The sequence below is a fragment of the Rhizobium sp. 01N424 genome, assembly GCF_056399485.1.
In genome coordinates this window covers 50,537-74,715 of the sequence record NZ_JBFTRK010000002.1, presented here as the reverse complement: position 1 = coordinate 74,715, position 24,179 = coordinate 50,537, and the positions used below count along the sequence as shown (strand labels likewise).

The 24,179-nt window shown below is 60.4% G+C and carries 17 protein-coding genes; 12 read left to right on the top strand and 5 right to left on the bottom strand.

Features of this window, described 5'->3' with window-relative positions; all coding sequences use genetic code 11:
• Positions 1–2 precede the first annotated feature (2 nt).
• Positions 3–356 carry a VOC family protein gene (locus AC1DNK_RS06045; protein WP_477940022.1) on the bottom strand — a complete coding sequence of 118 codons (354 nt, stop codon included), beginning with the start codon at positions 354–356 and terminating at the stop codon, positions 3–5.
• The gene (locus AC1DNK_RS06040; RefSeq protein WP_112387121.1) at positions 357–755 is read right to left on the bottom strand and encodes an SRPBCC family protein; all 399 of its coding nucleotides are present in this window, start codon (positions 753–755) and stop codon (positions 357–359) included.
• 187 nt (positions 756–942) lie between these two features.
• Here AC1DNK_RS06040 and gndA point away from each other — a divergent pair, with 187 nt between their 5' ends.
• Both gndA and AC1DNK_RS06030 read left to right on the top strand, forming a co-directional pair.
• Complete coding sequence (gndA, locus tag AC1DNK_RS06035) at positions 943–2,373, top strand: NADP-dependent phosphogluconate dehydrogenase (protein ID WP_112537656.1); 1,431 nt, start codon at positions 943–945, stop codon at positions 2,371–2,373.
• A 909-nt stretch (positions 2,374–3,282) separates the two neighbouring features.
• Entirely contained in the window at positions 3,283–7,470 is a 4,188-nt protein-coding gene (locus AC1DNK_RS06030; RefSeq protein WP_477940021.1) for a putative Ig domain-containing protein, read from the top strand.
• 41 nt (positions 7,471–7,511) lie between these two features.
• Here the strand turns inward: AC1DNK_RS06030 and AC1DNK_RS06025 are convergent, their stop codons facing one another.
• Entirely contained in the window at positions 7,512–8,561 is a 1,050-nt protein-coding gene (locus AC1DNK_RS06025; RefSeq protein ID WP_112387124.1) for a LacI family transcriptional regulator, read from the bottom strand.
• 456 nt (positions 8,562–9,017) lie between these two features.
• Between AC1DNK_RS06025 and AC1DNK_RS06020 the strand changes: the two genes are divergently transcribed.
• From AC1DNK_RS06020 to AC1DNK_RS05975, 10 genes are all read left to right on the top strand, one after another.
• The gene (locus AC1DNK_RS06020) at positions 9,018–10,250 is read left to right on the top strand and encodes an ABC transporter substrate-binding protein (protein ID WP_112387125.1); all 1,233 of its coding nucleotides are present in this window, start codon (positions 9,018–9,020) and stop codon (positions 10,248–10,250) included.
• A 196-nt stretch (positions 10,251–10,446) separates the two neighbouring features.
• Positions 10,447–11,352 carry a carbohydrate ABC transporter permease gene (locus AC1DNK_RS06015; protein WP_112516006.1) on the top strand — a complete coding sequence of 302 codons (906 nt, stop codon included), beginning with the start codon at positions 10,447–10,449 and terminating at the stop codon, positions 11,350–11,352.
• Positions 11,345–12,289 (top strand): carbohydrate ABC transporter permease, encoded by a 945-nt coding sequence (locus AC1DNK_RS06010; RefSeq protein ID WP_477940019.1) that lies wholly within the window; start codon positions 11,345–11,347, stop codon positions 12,287–12,289. The genes AC1DNK_RS06015 and AC1DNK_RS06010 overlap by 8 nt, the downstream gene beginning before the upstream one ends.
• 2 nt (positions 12,290–12,291) lie before the next feature.
• A complete protein-coding gene (locus AC1DNK_RS06005) occupies positions 12,292–13,377 on the top strand; it encodes an ABC transporter ATP-binding protein (RefSeq protein ID WP_477940017.1) in 1,086 nt (361 codons plus the stop codon).
• Between the two features lie 121 nt (positions 13,378–13,498).
• Positions 13,499–15,964, top strand: a complete 2,466-nt coding sequence (locus AC1DNK_RS06000; RefSeq protein ID WP_477940016.1) for a beta-mannosidase — start codon at positions 13,499–13,501, stop codon at positions 15,962–15,964.
• Between the two features lie 35 nt (positions 15,965–15,999).
• Positions 16,000–16,761 (top strand): sugar phosphate isomerase/epimerase family protein, encoded by a 762-nt coding sequence (locus AC1DNK_RS05995; RefSeq protein ID WP_477940014.1) that lies wholly within the window; start codon positions 16,000–16,002, stop codon positions 16,759–16,761.
• A gap of 8 nt (positions 16,762–16,769) precedes the next feature.
• Positions 16,770–17,903: a Gfo/Idh/MocA family protein gene (locus AC1DNK_RS05990; RefSeq protein ID WP_477940013.1), complete on the top strand. Its 1,134-nt coding sequence runs from the start codon at positions 16,770–16,772 to the stop codon at positions 17,901–17,903.
• An 85-nt stretch (positions 17,904–17,988) separates the two neighbouring features.
• Entirely contained in the window at positions 17,989–19,020 is a 1,032-nt protein-coding gene (gene mgrA, locus AC1DNK_RS05985) for an L-glyceraldehyde 3-phosphate reductase (protein WP_477940012.1), read from the top strand.
• A 250-nt stretch (positions 19,021–19,270) separates the two neighbouring features.
• Entirely contained in the window at positions 19,271–20,884 is a 1,614-nt protein-coding gene (locus AC1DNK_RS05980; RefSeq protein WP_477940010.1) for a glycoside hydrolase family 43 protein, read from the top strand.
• A 409-nt stretch (positions 20,885–21,293) separates the two neighbouring features.
• On the top strand, positions 21,294–21,617 hold the full coding sequence (locus tag AC1DNK_RS05975) for an RcnB family protein (RefSeq protein WP_477940009.1): 324 nt from the start codon (positions 21,294–21,296) through the stop codon (positions 21,615–21,617).
• Positions 21,618–21,830: 213 nt separating this feature from the next.
• Here AC1DNK_RS05975 and AC1DNK_RS05970 read toward each other — a convergent pair whose 3' ends face one another.
• Both AC1DNK_RS05970 and znuA read right to left on the bottom strand, forming a co-directional pair.
• Positions 21,831–23,036: a GTP-binding protein gene (locus AC1DNK_RS05970; RefSeq protein WP_477940007.1), complete on the bottom strand. Its 1,206-nt coding sequence runs from the start codon at positions 23,034–23,036 to the stop codon at positions 21,831–21,833.
• A gap of 95 nt (positions 23,037–23,131) precedes the next feature.
• Positions 23,132–24,136 carry a zinc ABC transporter substrate-binding protein ZnuA gene (gene znuA, locus AC1DNK_RS05965; RefSeq protein WP_477940006.1) on the bottom strand — a complete coding sequence of 335 codons (1,005 nt, stop codon included), beginning with the start codon at positions 24,134–24,136 and terminating at the stop codon, positions 23,132–23,134.
• Positions 24,137–24,179 lie beyond the last annotated feature (43 nt).

Here is a 24,179-nt window from a genome sequence, read left to right as displayed (position 1 = left end):
GCTCAATCCTTGCTCCAGACCGCGAGTTCGTAGCCGTCGGGATCGGTGAAATGAAAGCGCCGCCCGCCCGGGAAGGCGGTGACCGGCTTGACGATCGAGCCGCCGGCTTTGCTAGTTGCGTCCAAAGCGGCTTCCAGATCGCTGGCATAGAGAATGACCAGCGGGCCGCCGGGCCGGGGCTTGTCCAGCGTCGTGAAACCGCCCGTCAGCCTGCCGTCGCTGAATTCGCAATAGGCGGGGCCGTAATCCTTGAAGCTCCAGCCGAAGGCCGCTCCATAGAAAGCCTTCGATGCCTCGATATCGGCGACGTTGAATTCGATATAGTCGATGCGAAGCACCGTCTGATCACTGGCCATCTATTTCTCCATCAGCGCCTTCAGCGCATGCAGATCCTTCTCGACATGAGCGCCATCGGCGGAAAATTGCTCGTCCGTCATGCCGGGCTGCTTCAGCAGCGTGAACATCACCTCGCAGCCATCGCCATTGGGAACGATGCGCAGCGCATTATAGACGCGCATGCCGCTCTCGATCGTCACGGTATGGTCGATGATGCCGAACTTGTTGGCCGGCACGAAGCTGACCCTGACGGTGCCGAGCACGCCCTTCGCGATCCAGTCGTCGCCATCTCTTTCGAGGCCGGAGGCGAGGCCTGATGCCCAGAGCGGCATATTCTCCGGCTCGCCGGCAAACGCGTAGACGTCCTGCCAATCGCGATCGATCGAGCAGTGGACGATCCTTGCGGTCATCGTTGTCATCAAGTCCTCCCGGCACTTAGCTGCGCCTGATCTGTCCCATGCGAGATGGCGCGCGATCGCCATCGATCAATATCGCGCCTTGCCGATCGGGTCCACCGGAGGGCCCGATTTTGGCGTCTTCGATACTTGCCGTTTCCGGCTTAGAGTGCCACAACACCGGTCGAATTTGACTCATCGGAGGATTGTCGTGGAAAAGGCAGAAATCGGACTGATCGGCCTTGCCGTCATGGGTTCCAACCTGGCGCTGAACATTGCCGAAAAGGGCAACAAGATTGCGGTTTTCAACCGCACACCCGAGAAAACCGACGAGTTCTACGAGAGCGCCGGTGATCTGAAGAAGCAGATCGTTCCGTGCAAGACGATCGAGGAATTCGTCGAGGCGATCCGCCCGCCGCGCCCGATCATCATCATGATCAAGGCCGGCGAGCCGGTCGACCAGCAGATGGAGCTGTTGCGCCCCTACCTTTCCAAGGGCGACATCATGATCGATGCCGGCAACGCCAACTTCCGCGACACCATCGCCCGTTTCGACCGCCTCAAGGATACCGACCTGACCTTCATCGGCATGGGTGTCTCCGGTGGTGAGGAAGGTGCGCGTCACGGCCCGTCGATCATGGTCGGCGGCACGGAAGACAGCTGGAAGCGCGTCGAGAAGGTGCTGACCTCGATCGCCGCCAAGTACAAGGGTGATCCTTGCGTTGCCTGGCTCGGCAATGACGGCGCCGGTCACTTCGTCAAGACGATCCATAACGGCATCGAATATGCCGACATGCAGATGATCGCCGAGATCTACGGCATCTTCCGCGACGGACTCGGCAAGAGCTCGACCGATATCAGCAAGATCTTCGGCCAGTGGAACAAGGGTCGTCTGAATTCTTACCTGATCGAGATTTCCGAAAAGGTGCTTGCCGCCACCGACCCGATTTCCAAGGGCTCGATGGTCGACATGATCCTCGACAAGGCTGGCCAGAAGGGCACCGGCAAGTGGTCGGCGATCGAAGCGCAGAACATGGGCATTCCGGCGACCGCGATCGAAGCGGCCGTTGCCGCCCGCTCGATCTCGTCGATGAAGGGTGAGCGCGAAGCGGCTGAAAAGATCTTCGGCAAGCCGGAATACAAGTTCCCGATCGCTTACGGTCCTGAACTCGACAAGGATCTGGAACTGGCGCTCTTCGCCGCCAAGATCGGCGCTTACGCGCAAGGCTTCGCGGTGATGGCGGAAGCATCCCGCGAGTTCAAATGGTCGCTGCCGATGCCGACGATTGCCAAGATCTGGCGCGACGGCTGCATCATCCGCTCGCAGTTCCTGGACGAGATCACCTCGGCCTTCACCAAGGCGCCTGATGCGGCCAACCTGATCGTCACGCCTGCCTTCTCGGAGATGGTCAAGGAATCGATCCCGGCGCTGCGCCGCGTCGTCACCGCCGCTCTTCAGGCCGGCCTGCCGGTTCCGGCGCTGACCTCGGCGCTCACCTATTTCGATGCCTACCGCCAAGGCCGCGGCACTGCCAACCTGATCCAGGCCCAGCGCGACTTCTTCGGCGCCCACGGCTTCGACCGCCTGGACGGCAAGGACTTCCACCACGGCCCGTGGGGCAGCGGTGCTGCGACCTTCTGAGGTCTGTCTATCTGGAGTTAGAAAAGCCCGGTTTCGACCGGGCTTTTTTATTGTCCGGTACGCCCTCTTTCTTGGCAACTCAGTTGAGAGGTTGCATTCGGGGATACAACTCTGCGTCTTTCTTGCAACGTTACCTTTAAATGATGAAATTTACGACTTAACGGCGAAAATCTATCGGATCTTGCTCGCGAAATGTGTTTAATTTTTCCTAACGATTAATCGATTCGTATAAAATTTCGGCGTTGACGGCACTTATTTTATTTTAGGCGATTGCGGCATGCGTTCCCTCAAGGGGATCCAGATGCCCTGTGGGGAAAAATGCGTTCACGTGCAGAGTGCGTCGAAGGCGCCAAAGAAGCAAATTTCGATATGCTTCAAACCGGTCGCGTACATACTTCATCACCGCCTGAGGATCACAGGGTTTCCTCGTCTGCGCCGATCGTTTTACAGGCCATTCTTGGCTTTCTTACTGCGCTTCTTAAATTTTTTTCGCGCTCTGCTGGCTTAGCCGTTCGGCTTTTCAGCTCAGCGGGCTTGCCTTTGGCGGGTGCCGTAAAGACACCGCCGCTCGCCCAGAACCGGCTTTTGCTCATCCCAGCGCTTCTGCTGGCGTTCCTGTCTGTTGCGCCAACGCAGGCGCTTGCTGAATCGCCTGCATGTCAGGCGATCAATGCCAGCTGGAATAGTTTCAATATTCCCTCCACGACAGATGATGGCCTTCGGGACGTGGTGTATCCGGCGTCTGACTTCCTGGTGACAGATCAATTATCATTCTCGATCTCAGATAGCGCACCCAGCTTCACCAATTATTTTACCGCAGCAAATCCAGATTTCTCGAATTCGTACGTTAACTATCAAAACGGGCAGTACAGTTCAGGGAATAGCTCAACCACGGTCTCCGGTACAGACTTGACGCGCGACGGCCTGCATCTGGTCTACTCCAACGGCGAGGTTTCTGGCGGTCTCACGGTTTCCGTGCAATGCGCCTCTGCAGCCGTATCCCCTACAGTTACTGGTGTCGGTTTTCCGGCAAATGCCAGCTATGCGATTGGCGCCATTCTGGAGTTTACGGTTGAATTCAGCAGCGCCGTCAGCGTCACCGGAACGCCGCAACTGGGTTTGACGATCGGATCAGCGACACGGCAGGCAAGCTACTCCTCGGGCAGCGGCACAACGGATTTGAAATTCCGCTATCTCGTCGCCGCAGGAGACCTGGCGCCGAGCGGCATCGCGATCAGCGCGCTTTCATTCAACAGCGGCACCATCACGAATGGTGGCATGACCGCCGATCTGACATTGAACAGCGTGGCGTCCACCAGCGGTATTCTCGTCGATGGCGTGCCCCCGGCGGTGTCCTCGATAACATTGAACGGAAACCCGGCGCCGAATGCAGGGACGCTCACGTTTGCCGTGGCGTTCTCGGAACCGGTAACAGGCGTCGACACGTCTGCATTTCAGCTGACGACAACAGGCTCGGTGGTCTCTTCGATCAGCGGCGTTACAACCTCCGGACAAGACGCTACCGTTACCGTCGGGGTCACGTCTGGCTCTGGGACTGTTCGTCTCGATCTGGTGTCCGGCGCGGCGCTCAAAGATGGCGCCGGCAACGCTCCCGGTGCCGGCTACACCTCCGGTGTCGTGCATACGGTTCAACAGGTGCCCGGCGCGCCGACGGTTGGAACCGCCACGGCGGGCAATCAACAAGCTTCGGTTGCCTTCACGGCCCCCGCGTCGAATGGTGGCGCAACGATCACTGGCTATACCGTCACATCGAACCCTGGCAACATCACCGCAACCGGCTCCGCCAGTCCGATCAGCGTCTCGGGTCTGGCCAATGGAACGTCCTATACCTTCTCTGTCACGGCGACCAACAGCGTTGGAGCGGGCGTGGCGTCCGCAGCGTCCAACTCGGTGACGCCGAAGGGCACTCAGACGATCACTTTCAGCAATCCAGGCACGCGGAACTTCGACACCTCGCCGACGCTCACGGCGAGTTCGTCCTCGACACTGGCGGTGACGTTCACGTCTTCGACGGCCGGTATCTGCACGATCTCCAGCGGCGGGGTGCTGACCTTCATCTCGACCGGGACCTGCACGATCGATGCCGACCAGACGGGCGACGGCGTCTATCTTGCTGCGCCTACGGTTTCCCAGAGCTTCTCAGTCAGCGCCGTTGTTCCCACCGCTCCGGTGATCGGTTCGGCGACTGCGGGCGACGAGCAGGCGACGATTTCGTTCACCGCGCCGGCGAGCAACGGCGGGACGCCGATCACCGGCTATACGGTAACGTCGAGCCCTGGCAATGTGACGGCGACGGGGGCAGCGAGCCCTATCACTGTCACCGGGCTGAGCAACGGCACGGCCTACACGTTCACGGTGACGGCAAGCAACAGCATGGGGGCAGGGACTGCTTCGGCTGCGACCGCTGCCGTCACGCCGGCAGCCGCATTGACCAAGCCGGTCGCCGGTTTGGCATCGGCGACAGTTGCGGCGAATTCGTCCGCCAATCCGATCACGCTCGCGATCACCGGCGGCACGCCTGCTTCGGTTGCGGTCGCCTCGGCGGCAAGCCACGGCACGGCGACGGCTTCCGGCACGGCAATCACCTATACACCCGCTGCTGGCTATTCGGGTGGCGACAGCTTCACCTATACTGCGACCAATCCCGCCGGCACATCGTCACCGGCAACGGTCAGCATCACGGTGACGGCGCCGACGTTTACTTTCGCGCCGGTTGCCGGTGCGTTGACGGCAGGCACGGCCGGAACCGCTTACAGCACGACGATCGTCGCCTCGGGTGGTGGCATCTCCTATACTTATGCCGTCACAGCCGGCTCGCTGCCTGCCGGTCTGTCGCTTGCCACCGATGGCACGATTTCCGGCACGCCGACAGCTGACGAAAACGCCAGCTTCACCATCACCGCAACGGATACACACGGCGCGACGGGCACGGTATCCTATTCGCTTGTCATCGGCGCCCAAGCTCCCTACGCTAACGGCGTTTCGGCGACGGTGGCGGCGAATTCATCAGCCAATCCGATCACGCTCGATATCACCGGCGGCGCGCCTGTTTCGGTTGCTGTCGACTTGACGGGTACGCGTGGCACGGCGACGGTTTCCGGTACGGCGGTCACCTATACGCCTCTTGCCGGCTATTCGGGCAGTGACAGCTTCACCTATACGGCGACCAATCCTGCCGGCACGTCTTCACCGGCAACGGTGACCATCACGGTGACGGCGCCGACGTTCACTTTCGCGCCAGCTGCCGGCGCATTGACAACAGGCACGGTCGGAATCGCGTATAACAAGACTATTGCCGCCTCGGGTGGCGGCGCTCCCTACGACTACGCCGTTACCGCAGGTTCCCTGCCTTCCGGCCTGTCGCTTGCCACAGATGGCACGATCTCCGGCACACCGACAGCGGACGAAAACTCCAGCTTCACCATCACCGCAACGGATTCAAACGGCGCGACAGGCACAGCAATCTATTCGCTGCAGGTGAACGCAGCCGGTAGCGCGAGTTTTGTATTCACGCCCGCCGCCGGAGCGCTGCTGGAGGCGATGGCCGGTGAGGACTACAGCCAGGCTATCAGCACTACCGGCGGTACCGCGCCGTTGATCTATAGTCTTTCGACAGGGACCCTGCCGCCCGGCCTGATCCTGAACATTTCGACCGGCGCACTGTCCGGTCCCCTGCATGCGAATACCGAAGGAGACTATAGCTTCACGATTCAGGTGGAGGACAGCCACCATGCGACTGCCACCGCGGCCTACACGCTGAAGGTCAAGGCGCAGGATATCTCGGTGACCGACAAGGTGGTGAATGTACCCGCCGGTTCCTCGCCGCCTGATGTCTATCTCAACCGCGGGGCGACGGGCGGTCCGTTTACATCAGCTGACATTACCTTTGTCGAACCGGCCAATGCCGGCAGCACGGCGATCATTCAGGGCCAATTGGCGCAAGCGGGATCGTTCGCGCCTGTCGGCTGGTACCTTCAGTTCACACCGAACCCTGCATATTCGGGTCAGGTTCGAGTGGGCTTCCGGCTTACCAGTGCGCTCGGCAATTCAAATACCGGTACCGTGACCTACAACCTCAACTACGCTGCAGGCCAGGTCGCAGAAAGCATCGACCATCTGGTCCACGACTTCGTCCAAAGCCGCCAGAACATGATTTCCTCGACCATCAAGGTGCCGGGTCTTCTTGAGCGCCGCCAGATGGGGCAGGAAAGCAATCCTGTGACCGCACGCATGATGCCGTCCGAGAACGGACTGACAGTCGGATTCTCGACCAGTCTCGCGCAAATGGAAGCGGCGGGCAGCACGCCGGCGGGCGAGAAAAATGCCGATCTTTCGCCTTTCAACATCTGGATCGACGGCGCATTTCTGACACACAGGGATAGCGACACCGATGACGGAAAGTGGGGCAGCTTCGCCATGATCAACCTGGGAGCGGATTATCTGCTCTCCGACAAGGCCCTGCTCGGCTTCTCCCTGCATTACGACCGTATGACCGATCCGACGGATGCCGATGCAGAGCTGACCGGAAACGGCTGGCTGGCGGGTCCGTATGCCTCCTTCGAAATCGGCAAGAACGTGTTCTGGAACACCAGCCTGCTTTATGGCGGATCGTCCAACGACATCGATACGGATTTTTGGGACGGCACGTTCGATACGACGCGCTGGATGGCTGATACCTCGATCGAGGGGCAATGGGCGATCGATGACCACACCACCCTGACGCCAAAGCTGCGGGCTGTATACTTCTCCGAAAAGGTCGAGGACTACGCCGTCAGCAACGGCGCCGGCGATATGATCGCGATCGATGGCTTCGACGAAGAACAGTTCCGTCTCAGCCTCGGGGCGGAGATTGCCCGGTCGTTTACGGTTGAAAGCGGTTCGGTGTTGACGCCGAAGCTCGGCGTGACAGCCGGATTCTCCGGTTTGGACGGATCGGGCGCATTCGGGTCGCTCACGGCCGGCCTGTCTATCCAGACCGTCGATCTGTGGATGATCGATGCCAGCCTGCTCCTGAATGTGGAGGGCGACGGTGAGACATCGGCCGGTGCCAGGGTAGGGGCGGCAAAACGGTTTTAGAACCGTTTTGTGCCGTCCATCCAGGCGGACTTGCCGTCAGGCTACCAGTCTGCTCGGCGCCGCCCATCCGGCCACACCGGTTTGCTGACGCTTTGCAGCAGTTCCGGTTCGATGCCGTCGATGCGGGCGATGACGGCCTTGGCCATTTCGCGGCCGGCGTGGCGGACGTCCTCGTAGGCGGTGATGATCTCCGGGCGGATCCAGTTGAGGATCGGGGCGGATTCTTTCGAGACCATGTCAACGTCCTTGCCGAGGCGCTTGCCGGCGGCCTCGATCCCGGCATTGACGGCGATGGCAGCGCTTCCGGCGGAACAGACGATCGCGTCGGGTGCGCCAGGCGAGCGCATCATCGTCTCCACAGCATTCCTGATCTCGTCGAGCGGCGCATCGATATTGACCCTGAGCGGCACCTCCTCGGCGCCGTAGTCGTGCAGGCCGGTCTGGAAGCCGATCCGCGTGTGGGTGTAATAGGTGAGCTTGCTCGGCGGCTGCAGCAACGCGATGTGCTTGCGGCCGCGCTCGACTAGCCGCTTCACGGCCTCGTGGGCGAAGGCCTCGTTGTCGAAGTCGTGGTAGGGATGAACGAGGCCGGCATCGGTGCGGCCGTGGGTCGCGAAGGGAATGTTCTGCTCGGCGAGCAGGCGCACCCGTGCGTCATCAGGCTCGATGCGCGAGATGATGACGCCATCCGCCGAGCCGGTGTCGAGAATATAGCGCACCGGCGCCATCGGATCGCGGCTGTGGGAATGCGGCGTGACGACGATGTGGTAGGGCGTTCCGGTCAACACTTCCGAGATGCCGAAGACCATCTGGCTCGAAAAGCCCATGATCTCCTCGTCGATCGACAGAACCAGCGCGATAACGTTTGTCTTGCCGGTGCGAAGGCGCACGCCGGCGCGGTTCGGCTGGTATCCGAGCTGACGCGCCACCATGCGCACCCGCTCCTTGGTTTCAGCGCCGATATCCGGTGCGTCCTTCAGGGCGCGCGAGACGGTGGTGATGCCAAGACCGGTCATGAAGGCGATCGTCTTCAGCGTCGGACGCTCGCGCTGGACCGTCGCCGCCCCTGCGAAATTTCCCTTGTTTTCCATAGGTCTAAGCTACCCTCACGCGATTTGCGTCTGCTTATAGATGCTTTTTGAACGCGCCGTAAGCGCATCCGCATCGAAAAGCCGCTCCTCCCTAAGTCATAAAATCTGTAACGATACAGTAGAAAAGTCGAGCACTTTTTGATGCCTGTAGGGCAGGGATAGACGCATAGGTTGAATCGATGGAAGTCGCACAGATTTTTTGCGGCTGCGAAGGGCCGCAATTGGATTTTTCTGGGAATTATTGTAAATATATAAGCTATAACAATAATTTATGTTATGAAGTGCGCTGCGGTATTGACCGCACAAGTTGGCGCCATAGATGCACATTTCCTGGCTTTTTGACAGGTATGGGTAGCAATCGCGGGCGCTAAAGAAAATTTTACGTGCAGGCTGTTGCGTCAAAAAATCGATTGCACTAAGTTTTTCCGGCAACGTTTCAGTGAGGGAGGAGAACTCATGAATATCCGTTCGTTCGCGGCCATGCTTGCCGCTTCGGTCATCATTCCGTTTAGCGCCGCGCAGGCGACCGATCTCGAAGTCACCCATTGGTGGACCTCGGGCGGCGAAGCTGCGGCTGTCGCAGAACTCGCCAAGGCATTCGATGCCACCGGCAACAAGTGGGTCGACGGTGCCATTGCAGGTTCCGGCGGTACCGCACGTCCGATCATGATCAGCCGCATCACCGGCGGCGATCCGATGGGCGCCACGCAGTTCAACCACGGCCGTCAGGCTGAAGAGCTCGTCCAGGCCGGCCTGATGCGTGACCTGACCGATGTCGCTACAGCAGAACACTGGAAGGACATCGTCCGTCCGTCGAACCTGCTCGATTCCTGCACCATCGACGGCAAGATCTATTGCGCCCCTGTAAACATCCACTCCTGGCAGTGGCTGTGGCTCTCGAATGCCGCCTTCAAGAAGGCCGGCGTCGAAGTGCCGAAGAACTGGGATGAATTGGTCGCTGCTGCGCCGGCTCTCGAAAAGGCAGGCATCGTGCCGCTCGCCGTCGGCGGTCAGGCATGGCAGTCCGCAGGCGCGTTCGACGTTCTGCTGCTGGCTCTCGCCGGCAAGGACACGTTCTACAAGGTCTACAAGGACAAGGATGCGGAAGTCGCCGCTGGCCCCGAGATCGCTAAGGTCTTCAAGGCTGCAGACGACGCCCGCAAGATGTCCAAGGGCACAAACGTCCAGGATTGGAACCAGGCAACCAACATGGTCATCACCGGCAAGGCCGGCGGCCAGATCATGGGTGACTGGGCGCAGGGCGAATTCCAGCTCGCCGGTCAGAAGGCCGGTGTGGACTATACCTGCCTTCCGGGCCTCGGCGTGACCGACATGATCGCAACGGGTGGCGATGCCTTCTACTTCCCGCTGCTGAAGGACGAAGAGAAGTCCAAGGCGCAGGCCGTTCTCGCCAAGACGCTGCTCGACCCCAAGACACAGGTTGCCTTCAACCTGAAAAAGGGTTCGCTGCCGGTTCGTGGGGACGTCGATCTCGGCGCTGCCAACGACTGCATGAAGAAGGGTCTCGACATCCTTGCCAAGGGCAATGTCGTCGAATGGACCGACCAGCTGCTTTCGGCGGACAGCCAGAAGCAGAAGGAAGACCTCTTCTCCGAGTTCTTCTCCACGGCGATGACTGTCGAAGACGCTCAGAAGCGCTTCGCCGGTATCATCGGCTCCGCTGACTGATCCCGTGTATCTGCCCTTGCGGTCCGGCCCTGGTTTTCAGGGCCGGATCTGCACTGATCTTCGGGATCGGCGGGCGGGGTAGGTCTCAGGCGTCCTTGAAGGGCGGCGCTGAGATGGAGACGATTGGGAGTTCGCCCGCAGGGCCGTCTTCCATTCCGGATCACGAAACGCGATTGCGATTTCAGGAGGAGCCACAATGACGGGTCAAGCGCGAGCAGGCCGGCCAAATCAATTACTGCGCAATCTCAATGCGAAGATTGCATCCATTCCCATGATCCTGACTGCGGTGGTTATCTTCCTCGGCGGGACGGTCTGGACCGTATTCTATTCCTTCACCAATTCGAAGCTTCTGCCGCGCATGAGCTTCGTCGGCTTCGATCAGTATCAGCGGCTCTGGGCCGCGCCGCGCTGGGTGACGGCGATCGAGAACCTTGCCGTCTACGGCATTCTCTCGCTGATCTTCTCGCTGGTGATCGGCTTCGTGCTGGCGGCGCTGATGGATCAGAAGATCCGTTTCGAAAACACCTTCCGCACCATTTTCCTCTATCCTTTCGCGCTGTCCTTCATCGTCACCGGTCTTGTCTGGCAGTGGGTCCTGAACCCCGATTTCGGCGTGCAGTCCGTGGTGCGTTCGATGGGATGGACGAGCTTCACCTTCAATCCGCTCTATACGCCCGAGATCGTCATCTACGGCATCCTGATCGCCGCCCTCTGGCAGGGCACGGGGCTGGTCATGTGCCTGATGCTGGCGGGTCTTCGCGGCATCGACGAAGACATCTGGAAGGCCTCGCGTGTCGACGGCATCCCGATGTGGAAAACCTATCTCTTCATCGTCATCCCGATGATGCGTCCTGTTTTCATCACCACGCTCGTCATCATCGCGTCCGGCATCGTCAAGGTCTACGACCTCGTGGTGGCGCAGACCTCGGGCGGTCCGGGCATCTCGTCGGAAGTGCCTGCAAAATATGTCTACGACTACATGTTCCAGGCGCAGAACCTCGGTCAGGGCTTTGCCGCATCGACGATGATGCTGATCACGGTCGCGATCATCATCGTTCCCTGGGCCTATCTGGAATTCGGTGGAGGGCGCAAGCGTGGCTGATACAGGAACCCTCAATACCACCGCTGCCGGCATTAACGCCGTCAAGCCGAAGCTCGGGACAGGGCCAAGCGGGCCGCGGCCGAAGCCGATGCTGTCGGGCCGCAACATCATGCTCTACGGCACGCTGACGATCGCAGCTCTCTACTATCTGCTGCCGCTCTATGTGATGGTTGTCACCTCGCTGAAGGGCATGCCCGAAATCCGCATGGGCAATATCTTCTCGCCGCCGATGGAAATCACCTTCGAACCCTGGGTGAAGGCCTGGGCGGAGGCCTGCACGGGTCTGAACTGCGACGGCCTTTCGCGCGGCTTCTGGAACTCGGTGCGCATCACCGTTCCGTCGGTGGTGATCTCGATCGCCATCGCCTCGGTCAATGGCTATGCGCTCGCCAACTGGCGCTTCAAAGGATCGGAACTGTTCTTCTCGATCCTGATCATCGGCGCCTTCATTCCTTATCAGGTGATGATCTATCCGATCGTTATCGTGCTGCGCGAAATCGGCCTCTATGGCAGCCTGACGGGCCTCGTCATCGTCCATTCGATCTTCGGCATGCCGATCCTGACGCTGTTGTTCCGCAACTACTTCGTGTCGCTGCCGCAGGAGCTTTTCAAGGCGGCGCGCGTCGATGGTGCGGGCTTCTGGCAGATATTCCTGCGCATCATGGTGCCGATGTCGCTGCCGATCTTCGTCGTCGCGATGATCCTGCAGGTCACAGGCATCTGGAATGACTTCCTCTTCGGCGTCGTCTTCACCCGTCCTGACACCTATCCGATGACGGTTCAGCTGAACAACATCGTCAATTCCGTCCAGGGTGTGAAGGAATACAACGTCAACATGGCCGCAACGATCCTGACGGGTCTGGTGCCGCTTATCGTCTACTTCGTGTCCGGGCGTCTCTTCGTCCGCGGTATCGCCGCTGGCGCAGTGAAAGGTTGATCATGAACACAAGCGTTTCCATCAAAGATCTGTCGCTGAATTTCGGTGCCGTCAGCGTCCTCAAGGACCTGAACCTCGATATCAACGACGGCGAGTTCCTGGTTCTGCTGGGCTCATCGGGCTGTGGCAAGTCCACGCTGTTGAACTGCATCGCCGGGCTGCTCGACGCGTCCGAAGGGCAGATCTACATCAAGGGCAAGAACGTCACCTGGGAAGAACCCAAGGACCGCGGCATCGGCATGGTGTTCCAGTCCTACGCGCTCTATCCGCAGATGACGGTCGAGAAGAACCTGTCCTTCGGCCTGAAGGTTGCAAAGATCCCGCAGGCCGAGATCGACAAGCGCGTTGCCCGCGCTTCCGAAATCCTGCAGATTCAGCCGCTTCTGAAGCGCAAGCCGGCCGAGCTTTCCGGCGGCCAGCGTCAGCGTGTGGCGATCGGCCGTGCGCTGGTGCGCGATGTCGATGTCTTCCTCTTCGACGAGCCGCTCTCGAACCTCGATGCGAAACTGCGCTCGGAACTGCGCGTCGAGATCAAGCGTCTGCACCAGTCGCTGAAGAACACGATGATCTACGTCACCCATGACCAGATCGAGGCGCTGACGCTCGCCGATCGTATCGCCATCATGAAGAGCGGCATCATCCAGCAGCTCGCCGATCCGACGACGATCTACAACAAGCCACGCAATCTCTTCGTCGCGGGCTTCATCGGCTCGCCGTCGATGAACTTTCTGCATGGCGAACTGACGAGTGCCGGCGGCAAGACAGCCTTCGTCTCCAACGGCGTGACCTTCTCGCTCGACGGCTATCAGACCGAGCAGGTGCTGCAGCCCGGCCGCAAGGTGGTTCTCGGCGTTCGCCCGGAGCATATCAAGGTGAACGAGAATATCGGCGCCGAGGTGCATGAGGCGACGGTCGATATCGAAGAGCCGATGGGCGCCGACAACCTGCTGTGGCTGAAACATGCCGGGCATACGATGTCCGTGCGCATTGCCGGTTCACGCCGCTTTGCCCCGGGCACGCCGGTCAAGCTCAGCTTCGATATGTCGCTTGCATCGCTGTTTGACGCCGCCAGCGAAGACCGTATTTAAATCGCAATACAGGCGGGGCGATGGCTCCGCCTGATCTTCAATAGCGGCCATCCGGCCGTCCAAATTCGGCCGCGGTCCGGTTCGTCCGGCATCCCCCAAGGCGGCCTGATCGGGTACTATCATGACGTCCTTGCCGAAGAACGGTTCCTCCATCGATCTCGCGGGTAGCTGGCAGCTGGCTTCCGCCGATGGCGAAATCAAGAGCACGATCGCAATCCCCGGCGATGTGCATTCCGCGCTCCATGCCGCCAAGCTTATCCCGGATCCGTATTTCGGCCGCAACGAAGAAACGATCCAGTGGGTGGCGCACCAGGAATGGGCGATCGAGCGCAGCTTCAAGCTGAAGGAGACGGAGGGCGACTGGTATCTGGATATCGATTATCTCGATACGGTGGCTTCGGTCTTCGTCAACGGCTTCCTGGCGCTGTCCGCCGACAACTGCTTCCGCCGCTACCGGCCGGATGTCTCCTCGATGCTCAAGGCTGGTGACAACACCATCCGCATCGTCTTCAAGTCGAGCATCGCCGAAGGCGCCGACCGGCAGGGCAAACAGCCCTTCTACATTCCTTATTCGACCGGCAATTCGCCGATCCCGAACGGCAACATGCTGCGCAAGCCGCAGTGCCATTTCGGCTGGGACTGGAACATCGCGATCGCACCGCTCGGCCTCTACGGCACCATCGAACTGAAGAAGCTGGAGACGGCGCGCATCGAGCAGGTGACGACGCGCCAGACGCACAATCTCGACGGTAGCGTCGAGGTGCTGGTGACGGCCACCCTCCATTCGAAGAACCCGGGTATCGTTCCCGTTCATTTTGCGCTGGATGGCGAACGCGTCCGCCTCGATGTCGGCGTCAGCGGCGGCGAGACCGTCGTCAATCACGTCTTCCAGATCGACAGGCCGAAGCTCTGGTGGCCGGCGGGCAGCGGTGAGCAGGCGCTCTACGAGCTGACCGTCGATCTGCCAACGGATGTGGTCAAAAAGCAGATCGGCATTCGCACCATCGAACTGATCACCACGCCTGACGCCGCCGGCAGCCGCTTTGCCTTCAAGGTCAACGGCCGCGAAATCTTCTGCCGCGGTGCCAACTGGATCCCAGCCGATGCGCTGTTTTCGCTGTCTTCACCAGAGAAGACCGAAGACCTGCTGCAATCGGCAAAAGCCGCCAACATGAACATGATCCGCGTCTGGGGCGGCGGTTTCTACGAGCAGGATTATTTCTACGATCTCTGCGACCGGCTGGGACTGATGGTCTGGCAGGACTTCATGTTCGCCTGCAACCTCTATCCCTCGACCGAGGACTTTCTCGACAACGTCGCCGTCGAGGTCGATTACCAGGTCAAGCGGCTGTCGTCGCATCCGTCGATCGCGCTCTGGTGCGGCGACAACGAGCTGGTGGGCGCGCTCACCTGGTTCGACGAGTCGAAGAAGGACCGCGACCGGTACCTCGTCTCCTACGACCGGCTGAACCGGACCATCGAGCAATCGGTCAAGAAGGCGCTTCCGGGCGCGCTGTGGTGGCCGTCCAGCCCGGCTTCCGGCTATCTCGATTTCGGCGATGCCTGGCATGCCGATGGCTCCGGCGACATGCATTACTGGTCGGTCTGGCACGAGAACAAGTCGTTCGACAATTACCGCACGGTGCGGCCGCGGTTCTGCTCGGAATTCGGCTTCCAGTCCTATACCTCGCTGCCAGTCATCAAGACCTATGCGGATCAGAAGGACATGAACGTCGCATCGCCGGTGATGGAGCTGCACCAGAAGAATGCCGGCGGCAACGAGCGCATTGCCGGGACGATGTTCCGCTATTTCCGCTTCCCGAAGGATTTCCCGAATTTCGTCTATCTCAGCCAGATCCAGCAGGGCCTGGCGATCAAGACGGCGGTGGAATACTGGCGGTCGCTGAAGCCGCATTGCATGGGGACGATCTACTGGCAGCTCAACGACACCTGGCCGGTCGCCTCGTGGTCGAGCCTCGATTACGGCGGCCGCTGGAAGGCGATGCACTATCTGGTCAAGCGTTTCTTCCAGCCGGTGGCGGTCGCCGCAATCCCCAATGACGACGGCAAGGCGATCCGTTTCTCGCTTGTGAACGATACGCTCGATGAAGTCAGCGTCGATCTCTCGATCTCGATCCTGACCATGAAGGGCGAGCGCAAGCATCTCAGGGATGTGCAGGCGATCTGCACGCCGGATGCGGCGGTCACGGCTGCCTCGATCGACCTGTCCGACGTTCCCGATGGGACGCTGCTTGCCTGGCGCTTCACGGCGTCGAACGGCATGGCCGGCGAGGGGCATTATGTTCACGGCACCTACAAGGCGCTGGAGCTTGAGCCCGCCGGCTTGCAGGTGACCCACGAATATCTGGAGGAGGACGGTTCCGTCTGCCTCAATGTCACCGCCAAGGGACTGGCGCTCTTCGTGATGATCGAGACGGACGAGAACGGCAAATATTCCGACAACGCCTTCGATCTGGCGGCTGGTGAGACCCGCCGCATCACCTTCACCCCGGCAAATCCGCTCGAGAAGGGCAAGCTGCCGGACTTCCGTTTCTATGATCTGCATTCCTGCCAGTCGGCAGAATGATTTGAAAGATGGGCACGAGGCCCGAGGAGGATACTATGACGAAACTCAGCTTCCAGCTTTACAGCGCGCGCAACTTCCAGCCCTATTCGGCGATCTTCGAAAAGCTCGGCAAGGCCGGCTACCAGGAAGTCGAAGGCTTCGGCGGCATTTATGCCGATCTCGACGATGCCGGCCTGAAGAGCCTGCGCGCCGAACTCGACAAGAACGGCCTGACGATGGCGACCGGCCATTTCAGCCCGGATTTCCTCGACGGCGAAGTCAAGAAGTCGCTCAATATCGCAAAGGCGCTCGGCATGGATTCGATCTATGCGCCGCATCTGGCGGCTGAACGGCGCCCGAGCGATGGTGCCGGCTGGCTGGCATTCGGCAAGCGCCTGCATGAAATGGCGAAGCCCTTCAAGGATGCAGGTTACGAGTTCGGCTGGCATAACCATGACTTCGAATTCGTCAAGCTCGCCGACGGCTCGCTGCCGATCGAGCGTATCTTCGAAGGCGCGCCTGACATTTCCTGGGAAGCCGATATCGCCTGGGTCGTTCGCGGTGGTGCCGATCCCTTCGCCTGGATCGAAAAGCTCGGCTCGCGGATCACGGCGGTTCACGTCAAGGACATCGCGCCTGCAGGCGAGAACAAGAACGAAGACGGCTGGGCCGATGTCGGCCATGGCACGCTGCCCTGGGCAAAGCTGATCGCTGCTCTCAAGGGCACCAAGGCAAAGCATTTCGTCGTCGAGCATGACAATCCGGCTGATATCGACCGCCTGATCACCCGCTCGATCGCATCCTACAAGACCTATTGAGGCTTATCATGACCAAGGAACTTGGCGTCGGCATCATCGGATGCGGCAACATCTCCACCACCTACTTCTCGCTGTCGCCGCTGTTCAAGGGCCTAAAGGTCCTTGCCTGTGCCGACATCAACATGCAGGCCGCCGAAGCCCGCGCCGCCGAATACGGCGTCAAGGCGCAGACGATCGAGGAGCTGCTTAAGAACGACGAGATCGACGTCGTCGTCAACCTGACGATCCCCGACGCGCATTTCCCGGTTTCGAAGTCGATCCTCGAAGCCGGCAAGCACGTCTATTCGGAAAAGCCGCTAGTTCTGACGCTTGAGCAGGGCGAAGAGCTTCGCCGCATCGCCAAGGCGAAGAACCTGTCGGTCGGTTGCGCACCGGATACCTTCCTCGGCGGTGCGCATCAGCTCGCCCGCAAATATATCGATGAAGGTGGCGTCGGCCGCATCACCTCGGGCGCCTGCTACGTCATGAGCCCCGGCATGGAGATGTGGCATCCGAACCCGGACTTCTTCTTCCTGCCGGGCGGCGGCCCGATCCTCGATCTCGGCCCTTACTACATCGCCAACCTGATCAACCTGATCGGCCCGGTGAAGCGCGTCGGCGCCATGACCTCGATGGCATCGGAAACCCGCACCATCACCAGTGCCCCTCGCAACGGCGAAGTCATCCCGGTGAAGACGCCGACGACGATCCAGGCGATCCTCGAATTCGTCAGCGGCGCCACCGTGACGCTGACGGCGAGCTGGGATGTCTGGTCGCACCGTCATGCCAACATGGAGCTCTACGGCACCGAAGGCTCGATCTACGTGCCGGACCCGAACTTCTTTGGCGGCGTCGTCGAGGCGAGCGGCAAGGACAAGGACATCAAGCCGGTTGAGGGCTGGGAACATCCCTTCGGCATCTTCAACCAGGAGAGCCCGCAGGGACCGCGCGCCAACTATCGCACGGCTGGTCTCGCCGACATGGCGATGGCGATCATCGAGGGGCGTGACGCACGCTGCTCGCTCGATCGCACGCTGCACGGCGTCGATGTCATGACCTCGATCCTGAAGTCGGGCGAAGAGGGCCGGTTCATCGAACTGACGACGACCTGCACCCAGCCGGCCGCCCTCGGCATCGAGGAAGCGCAAGCTCTGCTGCGATAAGGCCGCTCTTGAAGTAAGGCTTCAAACGACTATTGTCCCGCGCGGGCAAAATCTGCCCGCGCGATTTTCTTAAAGGAATAGAATTATGAGCTGGCAACCGGCTTCCGACCGTTATTCGAAGATGAAGTATAACCGCACGGGCCGTTCGGGCCTGAAGCTGCCAGCCGTCTCTCTCGGCCTCTGGCACAATTTCGGCGGCGACACCCCGCATGACCGCAAGGTCGATATGTGCCGCACGGCCTTCGATCTCGGCATCACTCATTTCGACCTCGCCAACAATTACGGCCCGCCTCCAGGCAGCGCGGAAACCGCCTTCGGCGAAATCCTGCGCACCGATTTTGCCGGTCTGCGCGACGAGCTGATCATCTCGTCGAAGGCCGGTTACGACATGTGGCCGGGTCCGTATGGCGAGTGGGGCAGCCGCAAGTATCTGATCGCTTCCTGCGACCAGAGCCTGAAGCGCATGGGCCTCGACTATGTCGATATCTTCTATTCGCACCGCTTCGACCCGGAGACCACGCTGGAAGAAACCTGCGGCGCGCTCGATCATATCGTGCGCTCGGGACGTGCGCTCTATGTCGGGATCTCGTCCTACAATTCGCAGCGCACCCGCGAAGCAGCGAAGATCCTCAAAGATCTCGGCACGCCCTGCCTGATCCATCAGCCGAGCTATTCGATGCTTAACCGCTGGGTCGAGGACGACAAGCTGCTCGACGCGCTCGACGAAACCGGCATGGGCTCGATCGTTTTCTCGCCGCTGGCACAGGGCATGCTGACCACCAAATATCTCGGCGGCATTCCTCAGGACAGCCGTGCGGCGCAGAACCACTTCCTGAAGAAGGATTTCATCCGTCCTTCGATCATCGACAACATCAGGAAGCTCAACGAGATCGCCGAAAAGCGCGGCCAGACGCTGGCGCAGATGGCGATCGCCTGGGTGCTGCGCGGCGACCGCGTGACCTCGGCGCTGATCGGCGCCAGCCGCTCCTCGCAGATCGTCGATTGCGTCAAGGCGCTGGATAATCTCGAGTTCACGGCGGACGAACTGAAGCAGATCGATGTCTATGCCAAGGAAGCGGATATCAATCTGTGGGCCAAGTCGGCCGAGCTGGACTAGGGTAAGGGCGATTGGGGGAGTTTGGGGGCTAATCCCTCGCTCCCTCATCTCTGTGCCCTTAGGGCTGCGCCCACGGGATGGCACAGAGATCCAGCCGTCGCGCGTCTGCGCGACGAATAGACTCTTCCCGGCCCAAGGACTTGGGCCGGCTGGATTCCTATGACGAGCACAGGAATGAGGGAGTTGGGGAAACGTCGCCCGTACCTCTTATTATACTGACGTACGTACCGCAAATTCTGGAGGAGCCGCTATGATCCGCAACCCCATTCTGCCCGGTTTCAATCCGGACCCGTCGATCTGCCGCGTCGGAGACGATTACTATATCGCGACCTCGACCTTCGAATGGTATCCGGGCGTACAGATCCATCATTCGCGCGATCTGGTAAATTGGACGCTGGTTAAGCGGCCGCTGGAGCGCAAGTCGCAGCTCGACATGCGCGGCAACCCCGACAGCTGCGGCGTCTGGGCGCCGTGTCTTTCCTATGCGGACGGGTTGTTCTGGCTCGTCTATACCGACGTCAAGCGTTTCGACGGCAATTTCAAGGACGCGCATAACTACATCGTCACGTCGCCGACGATTGACGGCGAATGGTCCGAGCCCATCTATGTCAATTCTTCGGGCTTCGATCCGTCGCTGTTCCATGACGATGACGGACGCAAATGGTTCGTCAACATGCAGTGGAACCACCGTACGGAAAGCTATGGCGGCGCACCGAAGTCACCGGCTTTCGACGGTATCCTGCTACAGGAATGGGATCCGAAAACGCGCGAGCTTGTCGGTCCGATCAAGAACATTTTTGCCGGCAGCCCGCTGGGGCTGGTGGAGGGACCGCATCTCTTCAGGAAGAACGGATACTATTATCTGACGACGGCCGAAGGCGGAACCGGCTACGACCATGCGGTGACCATGGCGCGTTCGCGCAACATCGATGGTCCCTACGAGATGCATCCGAACATGCATCTGATCACCTCGAAGGACCAGCCGGGCGCGGTGCTGCAGCGGGCAGGGCACGGGCAATATGTCGAGACGCCGGATGGTCAGGTTTATCACACGCATCTCTGCGGCCGGCCGATGCCGCCGAAGCGGCGCTGCACGCTGGGGCGCGAAACGGCGCTGCAGAAATGCGTCTGGAAGGATGACGGCTGGCTCTATCTGGAAAACGGCACCGTCGTCCCCGATGTCGAGGTGCCCGGGCTCAACGGGGCTGTTCGGGCCGAGCAGTCGGTGCGCACCGAATACAGCTTCGACGGCGGAAAGCTGCCGGCCGATTTCCAATGGCTGCGCACGCCGGAACCGCAGCGCATCTTCAATCTCACGGACCGGCCTGGCCATCTGAGGCTGATCGGGCGTGAGAGCATCGGCTCGTGGTTCGAGCAGGCTCTGGTGGCGCGCCGCCAAGAGCACCATAGTTTTCGCGCAGAGACGGTGGTGGAGTTTCAGCCGGATACTTATCAGCAGGTGGCTGGGCTGACTCACTACTATAACCGTCACAAGTTTCACGCTGCCGTCGTGACACTGCACGAGAAGCTCGGCCGTTGCGTGACGATCTTCTCCTGCGATGGCGACTATCCGAATGGGCGTATGACATTTCCGGCCGGAAGCGGTGCCGCATTGCCGCCGGAAGGGCGCGTGCAACTGTCTATGGAAATCCGCGAGAACGGGCTGCAGTTTTTCTGGCAGACGGAAGGGATGGGCGCCTGGCAGCCGATCGGGCCGGAGCTGGATGCCGGTGTGGTTTCCGACGAGGGTGGGCGCGGCGAGCACGGCTCGTTTACCGGTGCCTTTGCCGGTGTGTTTGCTTTCGACACGTCGGGCAGGGCGAAGACGGCGGATTTCGATTGGTTTAATTACGAGGAGTTGTGAGGGAGTGTCGGCCACCCGCCCTCGTCCTTCGAGGCCCCTTGCGGGGCACCTCAGGATGAGGGCTGGTCGTTTGCGGGCTTGGTTGTTGATGGCTTTGCGGTGGTTTAGTCGCTGATCGCTTTGCAGACGGTCTAGCTGTGGATGGCTTCGCAGGTGTCTCGGATCATGTGATCTCCTGGTCCCGGCGAAAACATCCACTCCAACCTCATCCTGAGGTGCCCCGCAGGGGCCTCGAAGGACGAGGTTGGCCACCAGAGATGCAAGGTAATAATCGCTAATAAGATAAAACTAAATTATAAACTTCTCCCTTTATCATGCAGATTTGATTACGAAAGTTTAATTTAAGTTTCAGATTCGGTTCATCTTTACAGACGTAATTTCGGGGCGTGTTCAACACGAGGAAACCCCAATGAAAAAGATCTTCGCCGCTCTGCTCTCCGCCTCTTTCCTGCTGTCGCCGATCGTTGCTTCGGAAGCCAGCGCCAACGATTACCGCCGTCCCGGTGTCGTCGAGCGGGACGTGCACAAGCAGGTCATCGTCAAGAAGTACCGCTGGACCAAGGGTCACCGCGTCAGTGCTGCGGAACGCCGCCGCATGTCTGACGTTGGCGACTACCGCCGCTACCGCCTGTCGGCTCCGCCGCGTGGCTACCATTGGGTGAAGGTCGATAACGACTTCCTGCTGGTTGGCGTGGCAAGCGGCATCATCTCCAGCATCATTTCCGGCCGCTAAGCAGCCGGGATCGATGAGAAGGGCGGCAGCGATGCCGCCCTTTTCATTTGTTCCTGGTGCCGGATGGACGGCGCCAGATAGCGGCAGTGAGGAGTGCCGCTCCGAGCGCTGCTGGCTTGCTCTTCTCTTCTGCCGGAGCGCTGAGGCCCGGGATCGGCGGCAGCGGTTCGCATTCCTCGCAGACGCAGCGGAACGGCTTGATCGGCCTTGCGGTCATGCGGCACGCAGCGCCCAGCTGGCGAAGGGATCCGGCAGGTGGCGCCATTGGTCCGGTGTGAAATCGTCGGCTTCGACAAGACATGCATCGAGGCCGGCGCGGATTGCTGCTTCGTTCATCGGATCGGCGCCGATGAAGACGATCTCCTGACGCCGGTCGCCCCAGATGGGGTCGAGATAGGGCGCGAGTGCTGCCGTAAAGCCCGGATCACGGGGCCATTGTTCGTTCGGCACGGCTGCCCACCACAATCCCATCTTACTGGTCCGCACGATTGCGCCAGCCTGGCTGATCTCCCCGACATAGTGAGGCCGGGTGGCCAGCCAAAAGAAGCCCTTGGCACGCACCACGCCCGGCCATGACTGATCGAGAAAGGCCTGCAGCCTGGCGGGATTAAAGGGACGCTTCTCGCGATAGACGAAGGAGCGGATACCATACTCCTCAGTCTCCGGGACATGATCGCGGAAGCCGTGGAGCTCCTTGTACCAGAGGGGATGGGTCTCGGCCTTGTCGATATCGAAGCGGCCGGTACCGAGGACGTCGCCGAGGTCCACACGGCCGAAATCGGTTTCGATCAGCCGTGCGTCCGGGTTCAGCCCGGTGATGATGGTGCGGGCCGCATGGCGTTGTTCCGGCGTTGCGGTCCCGCTCTTGTTCAGCACGACGACGTCAGCGAATTCGATCTGTTCGACGAGGAGGTCGACGATCGTCCTGTTGTCGCCATCGCCTGCCGTTTCGCCGCGGTCGGCGAGAAAATCGGTCGAGCCATAGTCGGCCAGGAGGTTTGCGGCATCAACCACAGTGACCATCGTATCCAGCCGGGCGATATCGGAGAGGCTCTCACCCTCCTCGTCGCGGAATTCGAAGGTGGTGGCGACGGGCAGGGGTTCGGCAATTCCGGTCGATTCGATCAGCAGATAGTCGAACCGGCCTTGGGCGGCGAGCTTACGGACTTCGCTCAGCAGATCGTCGCGAAGAGTGCAGCAGATGCAGCCATTGGTCATTTCGACCAGCTGCTCCTCCGTGCGCGAAAGATTGGCGCCGCCGTCGCGGATCAGCGCCGCATCAATATTGACCTCGCTCATATCGTTGACAATCACCGCCACGCGCATTGCCTGCCGGTTGGAGAGGACATGATTGAGAAGTGTCGTCTTGCCCGCGCCGAGAAAGCCCGAGAGAACCGTGACCGGAAGTCTGCTGTCCATGGATATCTCCATTTTAAATGTTATACCATTACATATGATGACCTAAAAAAGGCGAGCAGAAGCGCTCGCCTTCTCTGGCCGGTGCTCGAACGCGCTCAGCTATCGCGGCTGAGGCAATCCTTCATGCTGGAGGCGATTCCGCGCATCAGGGTGAAATAGAGATCGGGGCCGGCCTTCAGCGTTGCAGCTTCTGGATCGAGCACGCCCGACTTGGCCTTGGTGCCTTCGATGACGACGTCGACGAGGCGCGGTTCGAATTGCGGTTCGGCGAAGACGCAGGTGGCGCCGAGTTCGCCGACCTTCTGGTGGATCTCGGACACTCGCTCGGCGCCGGGAATGGTTTCGGGGCTGACGGTGATCGATCCGGCCACCTTGATGCCGTAGCGATGTTCGAAATACTGGTAGGCGTCGTGGAAGACGATGAAAGGCTTGTCCTTGACCGGAGCGACTGTCGCCGCCAGTTCCTTGTCAAGCGCATCGAGCTTGTCATCGAGCGTCTTGGCATTGGCCTGGTAGGTCAGGGCGTTCGCCGGGTCGGCGGCGACCAGCGTGGTGGTGATTTCGGCGGCCATTGCCTTGGCGTTCATCGGGTCCAGCCAGAGATGCGTATCGAATTCGCCATGCCCGTGATCGTGGTCATTGTCGTGCCCGCCATCGTGACCGGTGGCCTCCGCAGCCTGGTGATCGTGGTCATGATCGTGGCCTTCGGCCTCGTCGCCGTCATCATGCGGCTCGAAAGCGCCGCCTTCGCGGAATTTCAGCTTGGTGAGGCCGGGCGCATTGTCGAGCTCGGCAATGCTGGCATCGGTGCCCAGCGCCTCTAGGGGCTTCTGCAGAAATGCTTCCAGCCCGGCGCCGACCCAGAAGATCACCTTTGCATCCTGCAGCGCCCGCGCGTTGGATGGTTTCAGATTGTAGGTATGCGGGGAGGCGGCGCCATCGACGATCAGCTCTGGCGTACCGACGCCCTGCATGATCGAGGCGACCAGCGAATGGACGGGCTTGATCGAGGTGACGACAACAGGCGCATCGGCAGCCTTGGCGGCTCCTGCCAGCATCAGAGCCGGAAGGGCGAGGGATAGGCCGGCAGCCAGTTTCATGTGCACGCTCCGCTTGAATTGCGTTTGTTATGTTATTACATCA

Coding starts and splice junctions, on each gene's coding strand:
- AC1DNK_RS06040 (WP_112387121.1), bottom strand. CDS start 755: ATGACAACGATGACCGCAAGGATCGTCCACTGCTCGATCGATCGCGAT.
- AC1DNK_RS05995 (WP_477940014.1), top strand. CDS start 16,000: ATGACGAAACTCAGCTTCCAGCTTTACAGCGCGCGCAACTTCCAGCCC.
- AC1DNK_RS05970 (WP_477940007.1), bottom strand. CDS start 23,036: ATGGACAGCAGACTTCCGGTCACGGTTCTCTCGGGCTTTCTCGGCGCG.
- AC1DNK_RS06020 (WP_112387125.1), top strand. CDS start 9,018: ATGAATATCCGTTCGTTCGCGGCCATGCTTGCCGCTTCGGTCATCATT.
- AC1DNK_RS06025 (WP_112387124.1), bottom strand. CDS start 8,561: ATGGAAAACAAGGGAAATTTCGCAGGGGCGGCGACGGTCCAGCGCGAG.
- AC1DNK_RS05980 (WP_477940010.1), top strand. CDS start 19,271: ATGATCCGCAACCCCATTCTGCCCGGTTTCAATCCGGACCCGTCGATC.
- mgrA (WP_477940012.1), top strand. CDS start 17,989: ATGAGCTGGCAACCGGCTTCCGACCGTTATTCGAAGATGAAGTATAAC.
- znuA (WP_477940006.1), bottom strand. CDS start 24,136: ATGAAACTGGCTGCCGGCCTATCCCTCGCCCTTCCGGCTCTGATGCTG.
- AC1DNK_RS06005 (WP_477940017.1), top strand. CDS start 12,292: ATGAACACAAGCGTTTCCATCAAAGATCTGTCGCTGAATTTCGGTGCC.
- AC1DNK_RS06015 (WP_112516006.1), top strand. CDS start 10,447: ATGACGGGTCAAGCGCGAGCAGGCCGGCCAAATCAATTACTGCGCAAT.
- AC1DNK_RS06045 (WP_477940022.1), bottom strand. CDS start 356: ATGGCCAGTGATCAGACGGTGCTTCGCATCGACTATATCGAATTCAAC.
- AC1DNK_RS06000 (WP_477940016.1), top strand. CDS start 13,499: ATGACGTCCTTGCCGAAGAACGGTTCCTCCATCGATCTCGCGGGTAGC.
- AC1DNK_RS05990 (WP_477940013.1), top strand. CDS start 16,770: ATGACCAAGGAACTTGGCGTCGGCATCATCGGATGCGGCAACATCTCC.
- AC1DNK_RS05975 (WP_477940009.1), top strand. CDS start 21,294: ATGAAAAAGATCTTCGCCGCTCTGCTCTCCGCCTCTTTCCTGCTGTCG.